The organism is Paenibacillus barengoltzii NBRC 101215, from assembly GCF_004000745.1.
Lineage (GTDB): Bacteria > Bacillota > Bacilli > Paenibacillales > Paenibacillaceae > Fontibacillus > Fontibacillus barengoltzii.
The window spans coordinates 39,232-49,417 of record NZ_BILV01000050.1; the positions used below are offsets into that span (position 1 = coordinate 39,232).

Annotated in this window: 6 protein-coding genes; all 6 read left to right on the forward strand. The window is 56.7% G+C overall.

The window, feature by feature from the left end; translation table 11 throughout:
• Positions 1–32 precede the first annotated feature (32 nt).
• The 6 genes from PBA01S_RS14630 (at position 33) to PBA01S_RS14655 (ending at position 9,495) form a co-directional block, all read left to right on the forward strand.
• Positions 33–1,487, forward strand: a complete 1,455-nt coding sequence (locus tag PBA01S_RS14630) for a glycoside hydrolase family 32 protein (RefSeq protein WP_028539808.1) — start codon at positions 33–35, stop codon at positions 1,485–1,487.
• A 79-nt stretch (positions 1,488–1,566) separates the two neighbouring features.
• Entirely contained in the window at positions 1,567–2,457 is an 891-nt protein-coding gene (locus PBA01S_RS14635; RefSeq protein WP_028539809.1) for an ROK family protein, read from the forward strand.
• A gap of 108 nt (positions 2,458–2,565) precedes the next feature.
• Positions 2,566–6,393, forward strand: coding sequence for a GH32 C-terminal domain-containing protein (locus PBA01S_RS14640; protein WP_127576252.1), 3,828 nt, complete (start codon positions 2,566–2,568; stop codon positions 6,391–6,393).
• Positions 6,394–6,569: 176 nt separating this feature from the next.
• Positions 6,570–7,313 (forward strand): Cof-type HAD-IIB family hydrolase, encoded by a 744-nt coding sequence (locus tag PBA01S_RS14645; RefSeq protein ID WP_028539811.1) that lies wholly within the window; start codon positions 6,570–6,572, stop codon positions 7,311–7,313.
• Positions 7,314–7,323: 10 nt separating this feature from the next.
• Positions 7,324–7,809 carry a DUF456 domain-containing protein gene (locus PBA01S_RS14650; protein WP_036645012.1) on the forward strand — a complete coding sequence of 162 codons (486 nt, stop codon included), beginning with the start codon at positions 7,324–7,326 and terminating at the stop codon, positions 7,807–7,809.
• A gap of 51 nt (positions 7,810–7,860) precedes the next feature.
• On the forward strand, positions 7,861–9,495 hold the full coding sequence (locus PBA01S_RS14655) for a putative polysaccharide biosynthesis protein (protein ID WP_127576254.1): 1,635 nt from the start codon (positions 7,861–7,863) through the stop codon (positions 9,493–9,495).
• Positions 9,496–10,186 lie beyond the last annotated feature (691 nt).

Consider the following 10,186-nt stretch of genomic DNA (forward strand, 5'->3'; position numbering starts at 1 on the left):
TTATTGTGGAGGCAAAAAGGAGAGATGCTGGAATGTCTACAATCGCCAAGCAAAACTACAGAGGCAGATATCATTTCTCACCGGAGAAGAACTGGATGAACGATCCGAACGGATTGGTTTATTTTGCCGGAGAATACCATCTGTTCTATCAATATTATCCACACGGAACGGTCCACGGGCCAATGCACTGGGGTCATGCCGTAAGCGAAGATCTGGTTCATTGGGAGGAGCTTGACATTGCGCTCTTCCCTGACGAGAACGGAACAATTTTCTCGGGAAGTGCGGTAGTGGACTGGGACAATACCACAGGCTTTTTCGGAGAGGAGCCGGGGATGGTCGCGATTTTCACACATCACCTTGAATCGGAAGGAACAACTCCCGTCCAGACTCAAAGCATCGCCTACAGCAAGGATAAAGGCAGAACATGGACGAAATATGCGGGAAATCCGGTGTTGAGACATGAACGCTTCGTTGATTTTCGCGATCCCAAGGTAATTTGGCATAAAGGTACCCGGCGCTGGGTTATGATCATAGCTTGCGGGCAGACAGTCTGTCTGTATCATTCTCCTGATCTAAAAACATGGACGTTCGGTAGCGAATTCGGCAGCGGAATCGGTTTCCATGAGGCGGTTTGGGAATGTCCCGATTTGTTCCCGCTGGCGGTTGATGGGGATGCCTCCCGACAAAAATGGGTGATGCTGGTCAGCGTGGGCGATCATCCAGCTTATGCGGAAGGGTCGAGAACGCAGTATTTTACCGGGGATTTCGACGGCGTGACATTCACGCCCGACGAAGACTCGCGGAATGTCCGCTGGCTGGACCATGGCCGGGATAATTACGCGGGCGTTAGTTGGTCCGATATTCCAGCAGAGGATGGCAGACGGTTGCTGATTGGCTGGATGAGCAACTGGAAGTATGCACAGCTGACACCGACGGAATCATTTCGAGGCGCGATGACGGTACCGCGGGAACTTGCGTTAGAATCCCGTAACGGAACGACCGTTCTAACGCAGAGACCAGTTCGAGAACTGGAGCGTGTGCGCCGAACGGTGCTCAGCCTGGCGAATGTCGCTGCCGGGGAAGTGGAAGTCGCACTGCGTTCCTTGCGGCTGGACAGCTTCGAACTGGTTGCAGAAGCTGCACCCGGCGCGTCCTTTGCCTTTAAGGTCAGAGCGGGGGATGGCCAGGAGACGGTTGTCGGCGTGAACGCGGCTTCCGGTGAGGTCTATGTAGACCGCACGAAGTCGGGGCAGCATGAGTTCCACGAGCAATTCCGCGGCGTACACTCAGCCAAGCTGCATTCCGCAGGGGAAAAGCTCGAGCTGCGCATTTTCGTGGACCGAGCCTCCGTCGAAGTGTTTGCCAATGCCGGGGAGGCGGTCATTACCGATCTGATCTTCCCTGGACCGGAGGCCACCGGCATATCTCTGGCGGCGGAAACGGAATTTGTTCTGAAGTTGCTGACGATTTATGAGCTTGCACCATAAGCGGTCGTTAAATGAGGCCGATGAAATATACAAGATGCGGGACCACCTTAGTACTGTATCAAAAAAGGAGACAACGACAATGCGCATAGGAGCAATTGAGGCTGGCGGGACAAAATTCGTCTGCGGCATTGGGGATGAGTATGGTGTGATTGAGGACAGCATCAGTTTTCCAACAGAAAGTCCGGAGATTACGCTTGGCAAAGCGATTGCTTATTTGAAGGACAAACGGGTGGAGGCGATTGGGGTCGGGTCATTTGGCCCCATCGATCTTCGGCAAGACAGCCCCACCTACGGCTATGTGACCACAACGCCGAAACCCGGTTGGAGCCGGTTCGATTTCCTCGGCGCGCTGCGCCGCGAATTCTCGGTCCCCTTGGGCTGGGATACCGACGTGAACGCGGCCGCGCTGGGGGAAGCGGCGTGGGGGGCCGCCCGGGGCCTGAACAGCTGCCTGTATTATACGGTGGGAACGGGCGTTGGGATCGGCGTCTATCTGGAAGGCCGGCTGGTGCATGGGCTGGTTCATCCGGAGGGCGGCCATGTGCCGGTAAGGCGGCACCCGGGCGATGATTTCGCGGGCCGCTGCCCGTATCACGGCGATTGCCTGGAAGGCATGGCGGCGGGGCCGGCGATCGAAGCCCGCTGGAAAACCAAAGGGTATGAGCTGTCAGGGAATCATCCCGCTTGGGAAATTGAGGCGTTTTATCTTGCCCAGTCGATTACGGGGGCGATGCTCTTGGTCTCGCCGGAAAAGGTCATCCTGGGCGGCGGGGTCATGCAGCAGCCCCAACTGTTCCCGTTGATCCGGGAGGCGGTGCGCCGAAATCTGAACGGATACTTAAACGCCGGCGAGATTTTGGAGCGCTTGGAGGAGTATATCGTGCCTCCCGGCCTTGGGCAGCAAGCAGGGCTTTGCGGCGCTTTGGCATTGGGGCTGAAGGCGTTAACGGGGCCGCTTCTTTCTTCTTAAGCGCAAGCGAAGAAAGCGTGCCGGAGGGAGGCGGTGGCCGTGATCCATGGCCTCCTGCGCCGGAAGCCAAAACAAGTATGTATCTCTTACAGGAAAAGAGGGTGTATCATGGGTAAAGGAAAATCCGTATTATCCATCCTTTTGTCCTCCGCACTTATTTTTGCCGGGCTTGATGCAGGGATAGTCCGGGCGGCAGGTGCGGAGACGGAAACGGGAAAGGAGGCTAACGCAATTTTTGAAAGCGCAACCAAATTAGAGACGAATTTGACTGGCTGGCGAATCGAGGGAAAAGGCCGAATGGAGACGGTGGAGCAGGGGCTTCTGCTCGTCTCGGAGCCGAGGGAGAACGTGATGGCCCTGACGGAAACCCGGGCGGCCGATTTTATCTATGAAGCCGACGTCATGGTAACGGAGAGGCAGGCGGACGCCACGTTGGTATTCCGCTCCAATCAGGACGGTTGGTCCTCCTACATGCTTCAACTCGTGCTGAACGCGGGGTTGATCCGGCTAAAGGACGCGAGCGGAGAAGGCAAGCTGCGGGAAGAACGGCGGGTGGATTTGGCCGAGGGAGAAATCTATCATCTAAAGGTCAAGGCCGAAGGAAGCCGGCTTCAGGTGTATTGGGGAGACCGCTATGAACCGTTAATTGACGTGCATGATGAGGCTTACGCTTCCGGGTATTTGGGCCTCAACGTCTGGGACGGCTCCGCGCTGTTTCAGAATGTGAAGGTCAGCGAACTGAACAGCAATTTAGGTGCGGCGATCGCGAGTTCGGGAGCTTGGCAGCCGGACCTGCGAGGGGAACTGGGAACGGCGGACGGTTCCCGGCGGGCTCTGCGGATATATGAGGGTTATGAACGGGATCTCGTGCTGGAAGGAAACGTGTCTTTTGCCGCCGATCAGGGGGATGCTGGTTTGCGGTTCAGAGCGAACAGGCAGGGGACGAACGGCTACGAGGCGGTATTGCGAAAAGACGGCGGCCAGGTTTGGGCGGAGCTGAGAAAAGCGGACGGCCGCGTCATTGCGGCCTCGGAACGTGCTTACCCGTCGGCTTCCAAAGCAAGGCACCATCTGGAAATCCATGCGCTCGGGAGCCGGATTCTGGTCTATGTGGACGGATACGCCGAACCGGCCGTGGATGCCGTTGACAATAGCTATGCGGACGGTCACGCGGGATTTGCGGTATCCGGGGGAGCGGCGTATTTTCAGGACGTCTATTTGACCGCGGCCAGTGATTATTATACGGAAAAATACCGCCCCGACTACCATTATTCGCCTGCCCGCGGGTCGGCAAGCGATCCGAACGGACTGGTCTATTACGAAGGGGAATACCATCTGTTTCATCAGGACGGCGGAACTTGGGCGCACGCGGTCAGCACCGATCTCGTTCATTGGAAGCGGTTGCCCATCGCTTTGCCCTGGAACGATCTGGGCCATGTCTGGTCGGGTTCGGCCGTCGCCGATCTCCATAATGCCTCCGGCTTGTTCGCGGATTCCGGGGGAAAAGGCCTGATCGCCTATTATACTTCCTATAATCCGGACCGCCCGAACGGCAACCAGCGCATCGGACTGGCGTACAGCAAGGATCGCGGCCGCACCTGGGAATACGCCGCAGAGCGCCCGATCGTGATCGAAAATCCGGGCAAGCAGGGGGGCGATCCAGGAGGATGGGATTTTCGCGATCCCAAGGTCGTGCGGGACGAAGAGCATAACCGCTGGGTTATGGTTGTGTCCGGCGGCGACCATATCCGCTTTTTCACTTCGACCAACCTGATCGACTGGACGCTGACCGACAACTTCGGATACGGGGCTTATGTCCGCGGCGGCGTGTGGGAGTGCCCCGATTTGTTCCATCTGGCCGTGGACGGTACGGTCAAGAAAAAATGGGTGCTCATGATCAGTACGGGTGCCAACCCGAATACGCAGGGTTCGTCGGCGGAGTATTTTATTGGGGAGCTTACTCCCGAAGGCAAGTTCGTTAACGACAACCCAGCCGGCAAGGTGCTGGCGACCGATTACGGAAAAGAGTACTACGCCTCTATGTCTTTTGCCGGTATGCCGGATGGACGCAGGGTAATGCTGGCCTGGATGACGAACTGGGATTACCCGTTTGCTTTTCCGACCGAGGGTTGGAAGGGGGTTCTAAGCATTCCGCGCGAGTTAACGCTGCAGAAAACGAACGAGGGAATCCGCCTGGCACAGGCGCCGATCCGTGAGCTGGAATCGCTGCGCGGCCAGCTGCTGTTTGCGGCGTCGGACCGCCTCGTCCAAGCGGATAGGGAGAATTTACTGAAAGGCGTGTCCTCCGGAGCCTATGAAATTGAAGCCGAAATTGAAATTCCCCAGGCCAGCAATGTGAGCGAATTTGGTTTCCGCCTCCGGGAGGGAGCCGGAAAGCGGACGGTCGTCGGGTACAAAACAAAAGAGAACGAGATTTACGTGGATCGCTCCCTTTCCGGCGACACCGGCTTCTCCGACCGGTTCAGCACGCTTCATCAGGCGCCGCTTCAGCCGGACAACCGGCGCGTGAAGCTGCGGATTTACGTGGACGATTCCTCGCTGGAGGTATTCGGAGGGGATGGCCGCGTAGTATTTTCGGAGGTGATTTTTCCCGATCCTGCGCACCGTGAAATGAGCCTTTTTACTGTAGGTGGAGAGGTGAACGTGGTTTCCTTGAAAGTGCACGCACTAACAAACGTATGGAACAAGGCGGCGGAGAGCCAAACCTCCATCGTGATGGACACGAGCCCGCAGCAAATGGGGCTGGGGGACACCCGGACCTTGTATGCGGCGGTGAACGGCGGCGTGAAAGGCGGGTGCAGCGGCGGTTCGGACGTCAACCAAAATCAGCCGATCCGCTGGGAGACGAGCGATCCGCAAGTCGTGGCCATCGCCTCGTTCGATCAGCGGCAGGCGGTGATTCGCGCGGCCGGCCAAGGAGAGGCGGTGATTACCGCCTCCACCGCGAACGGGAAAGCGTCGGCCAGCGTACCGGTGAAGGTGTTTGCCGGGGAGTTCCATACGAATCTGATCGGCTGGGCTCCCGATTTGGCGGCATCCTCCTGGGTGGCGACGGAGCGGGGCATCCGCGGCAGCTACTGGAGCGACGCTCACTATGTGGCGGAGGAGACGGCCGGGGATTTTGTATATGAGGCCGAAATGACGCTGGACGAAAAGGGCGGAGCGGGCTCAGTTCTATTCCGGGCGAGCCGGGACGGGCGCAGCGGGTACTATTTTAATATCGATCCGAATATGAAAGCCTTCCGCTTGTTTTACAAAATCGATGGCGCATTTGCCGACCGCCAGGTGCTGGCCAACGTGCCGGCATTCATCCAGCAGGGAAAGAAATACGCCATCGTTATCGAAGCGGACGGGCCGCGTATCCGGATTTCCGTGGATGGTGCAGGGATCATTGACCTTACCGACGGAACGTTTGCGGAAGGGCATTTCGGCCTTCACGTCTTTGGCGGCGCGGCGTATTACCAAAACGTCAACGTCAGCCGGGTGGAGCAGGCCAAGCTGCGGAAGACAAGCTTCGTTAACGCCGGCGCGAACACGTCGCTGTATGCAGCGAAAGCGGAAAACGGCGAACCGGTCGCGCTGCTCCCGGCCGGGGATGGGGAGGCGTCCTCCCGGACTTGGGTTATGGTGCCGACCGGAGACGAGTTGGGCTCCTATTCGATCCGCACCTCCGCGGGAGGCAAAGCTTTGGACCTCGATACCGGCCAAAACAAACTCCAACTGTACGATTATCTCGGTTACGACAATCAGCGCTGGCTGCTTCGCGACAATGGCGACGGCACGATAGCCATTCTGTCGCTTCACAACCGGCAAGCGCTTGAAGCTTCGGCGGACGGCGGTTCCTTGTACCTGAACGAGCCGGATCCGGCGCTGGACCGGCAAAAATGGCAAGTGGTCGATGTCGGTGCTCCGTGATGCTTCGGTTTTTATAGTTATAGCTTCCGGATTGGTTAATTAAGGGTTCCCAATTAGCGGAGAATTTTCTTCTGCTTGGGAGCTCTTTTTGTTGGGTTTCCGGGATTATGATAAAATGGCGATATGCTGTTTAGAGAGTCAAGAACTTCTTTGGGGATGGGGGGAGCTGTCTGTTGTTGAAATATAAACTGTTGGCGCTCGATATGGATGGAACTTTGCTGAACGACGATCTACAAATCTCGCCGGAGACCGAACGTTGGATCCGGAAGGCGGCGGCGGCAGGAGTCCACGTCTGCTTGTCGACAGGAAGAGGCTATCGGGAAGCAGTTCCGTATGGCAATCAACTTGACCTTGGGACGCCGATGATTACGGTAAACGGTAGCGAAGTGTGGAAATCCCCGCATGAGTTGTACCGTCGGGTGCTGCTTGATCGATCACTCGTTTCGCGAATGTACGACATTTCCCGGGAAAAGAATGTCTGGTTCTGGGCCTATGCCGTGGAAGGCAGTTATAACGAAGGGAACTGGCAACCGGAATTATTGGAACGGAATCATTGGATGAAGTTTGGTTATTTTACCGAGGATGATGAGGTGAGGGGAGAGATTTTACGGGAGCTGCAAGAGATGGGCGGCCTTGAAATCACGAATTCCTCCCCGCACAATTTGGAGATCAATCCGAAAGGGATCAGCAAGGCCAGCGGCATACAGACGGTGTGCGGGCTGCTTGGGCTGGAGATGTCCGAAGTCGTCGCGATCGGAGACAGCTTAAATGACTTGGCTGCGATTGAAGCCGCGGGTCTGGGGGTTGCGATGGGGAACGCCCAGGAGGCCGTGAAGGAGAAGGCCGATGTCGTGACCACGTCGAATAATGAAGATGGCATTGCCTGGATTATTCGGGATTATATTTTGACAGGGGTGTGAGAAAATGGCGCTGTCCGTGATTGGCTGGATTTTGGTGATTGCCCTGTTTGCCGTGGGGATGGCCGGAGCGGTGTATCCCGTATTGCCTGGGGTGCTCGCCATATATTTTGCCTTTTTTGTGTACGGATGGTTTTTCTCGTTTGAGTCGTTTGGCCCCTTCTTCTGGATTCTACAAACGTTGATCGTGGTCGCGCTGATGGTGGCGGATTATGCGGTCGGGGCTTGGGGCGTCAAAAAATTCGGCGGCAGCAAGCTGTCCGTCTGGCTTAGCACGATCGGTATCATCATCGGTCCGTTTGTTATTCCGGCTTTTGGTCTGGTACTAGGGCCGTTGCTGGGTGCAATGATCGGGGAATTGATTAAGGGCGAGTCGCTCACCAAATCGTTTAAAGTGGGCATTGGTTCCGTCGTTGGCTTGTTTAGCAGCATGGTGGTCAAGGTGATTTTACAGCTGGTGATGATCATCGTGTTTATCATTTGGATCGTTGCATTTTAGTTTTCATTCTAGTTAGCACTTATATGGATTGCGGGAAAGAAGGAATTGCTTTTGTCCAAGAAGGAATCGTTTATTAAAGGCACGTTAATTTTGGCGGGAGCCGCGCTGATCGCAAGGGTGCTTGGCTTGTTCCAGCGCGTTCCGTTGGAGCACATCCTTGGAGATATCGGGAACGCGTCGTATTCGCAAGCGAATGCGGCGTATTTCATGCTGTTAACTTTAGCAACGGCGGGGATCCCGAGTACGCTGAGCAAAATGGTGTCGGAGCGGCACGCGCTGAACCGGCCGGAGGAGGCGCGGCGCGTGTACCAGGCGGCGCTGCTCTTTGCCGGTGTGGCGGGCTTGGTCATGTTCGTGCTGATGTATGCCTTGGCGCCCTATTATGCGGAAGCTTCCGGCGTTCCGGAATCGGTGGTGGCCATTCGTGCCCTGGCGCCAGCCTTGCTGCTGTTTCCGCTGATCGCTATGATCCGAGGTTACTTGCAAGGCCGGAATATCATGATCGCCGGAGGCGTTTCACAGGTCATCGAGCAGATCGTGCGGGTGGCGGCCGGCATTATTTTGGCGTTCGTGTTGTTTCACTGGGGCTATTCGGGCGAAAAGATCGCGGCCGGCGCGACGTTTGGCGCGGTGCTCGGCGGGGTTGCCGCGCTGATCGTGATGTTGGTGTACAGCATGAAGCTGCAGCGGAAAGACCAGGCCGCGGGGCGAGGAAAGCCGCGGGGCGATTCCGGTCGTCTGCCATTTAAGCGGATCTATGCGGAGATCTTTAAGCTGTCGATTCCGATCGTGCTAACCGCGCTGGCGGTACCGGCGGTCAACTTCATCGATAACTCGATCCTGAAGCCGTTGCTGACCGGGCAAATCGGCTCCGGACAAGCCACCTACATCCTCGGGATTCTCGGCAACCGGGCGCAGATGATCGCCGGGATTCCGCCGATTCTGGCGATTGCGCTCAGCCAATCGCTGGTGCCGATCATCTCCGCCGCATACGCGCGGAAGGACCAGGAACATCTGCAGCGTCAGGTCACCTTGGCGATGCGAGTCGCAGTGTTGAGCGGGATGCCGATTATCCTTGCGCTGGGCACGGCGGCTTACTCTGTGAACGGGCTGCTGTTCAGCACCCGGGACGGCAGCAGCATCGTGGCGTTGCTGACGTTTGCGACGATTTTTCAAATTACGATGATGACCAGTAACTCGATTCTGCTTGGGGTAGGCAAAGCCAATTTGTCGATGGTGCACGTGGCCATCGGGATTCTCGTGAAGCTGGCGGCCAGCTATGTGTTTGCGCAGTTTTGGGGGATATATGGCATCATTATCGCCACCGCCCTCTGCTTCTTCGTTATCACGCTGCTGAACGTTCGGGCGATGAAGCAAATCGTGCCGTTCTCGCTCATGGGCAGCCGCTGGGGCGGTTTCCTGGTGACGGTCGTGGTGTTGTCCGGTGTCGGCTACGGCCTGAACCAGGCCGGAATTCAAATGGTGGACCTGATGCCGGCGCGGGTCGCCTTCTTCCTGACCTGCTGCATCGTTGGCGTGGCAGTTGTCGCGCTCTATCCGGTGCTGCTCATCCTGCTGCGCGTCGTCCGTAAGGACGAGCTAGCTAGCTACCCAGCCCCCCTCCGCAAAATACTCTCCCCGCTAATGCGTTTGCAACGCGGCGGCCGAGACCGCCAGGTGGGCTAATATTAGAAATCATGAAGCAAATTTAAGCGACTAGTGGATGCGCATGTGTCTGCTGGTCGCTTTTTTTTGCACCATTATCCCCTTGGTTCAGGGAAGTAGAAGTGCGGGGGCGCATCAATCAGGTGGATCTGGAGGGGATTAGGTCGTGTCGTGCGTGTCACGTAGGGGTGTGGTTGTATGGTTGTATCCCGCTGGGAACTTTTGCACGATTATCCCTTTCGGTCAGAGAAGGTAGAAGGTAGAAGGTAGAGGGTGCGAGAGAATGCATCGTGTGGTTTGACAGTGGGTGGGCGGCAAGTCGTTGGGGAAAGCTCGATGCTCCAAGGGTGTGCGGCTAGGCGCTTTTACACCATTATCCCTTTGGTTCAGGGGAGTTGGAGTGCGGGTGGATCATTGAGGGGATTAAGTCGCCGTGTATAGCATGTCTAGTAAGGTGTGGGTGTATCTCGCTGAGAGCTATTGCACGATTATCCCTTTCGGTCAGAGAAGGTAGAAGGTAGAGGGTGCGAGGGGAAGCATCGTGTGGTTTGACAGTGGGTAGGCGGCAAGTCGTTGGGGAAAGCTCGATGCTCCAAGGGTGTGCGGCTGGGCGCTTTTGCACCATTATCCCTTTGGTTCAGAGACGTTAGAGGGTTATCCCCTTGGTTCAGGGGGAGTTGGGTGTGAGATGGGTATGAAATAAGTAGGTAAT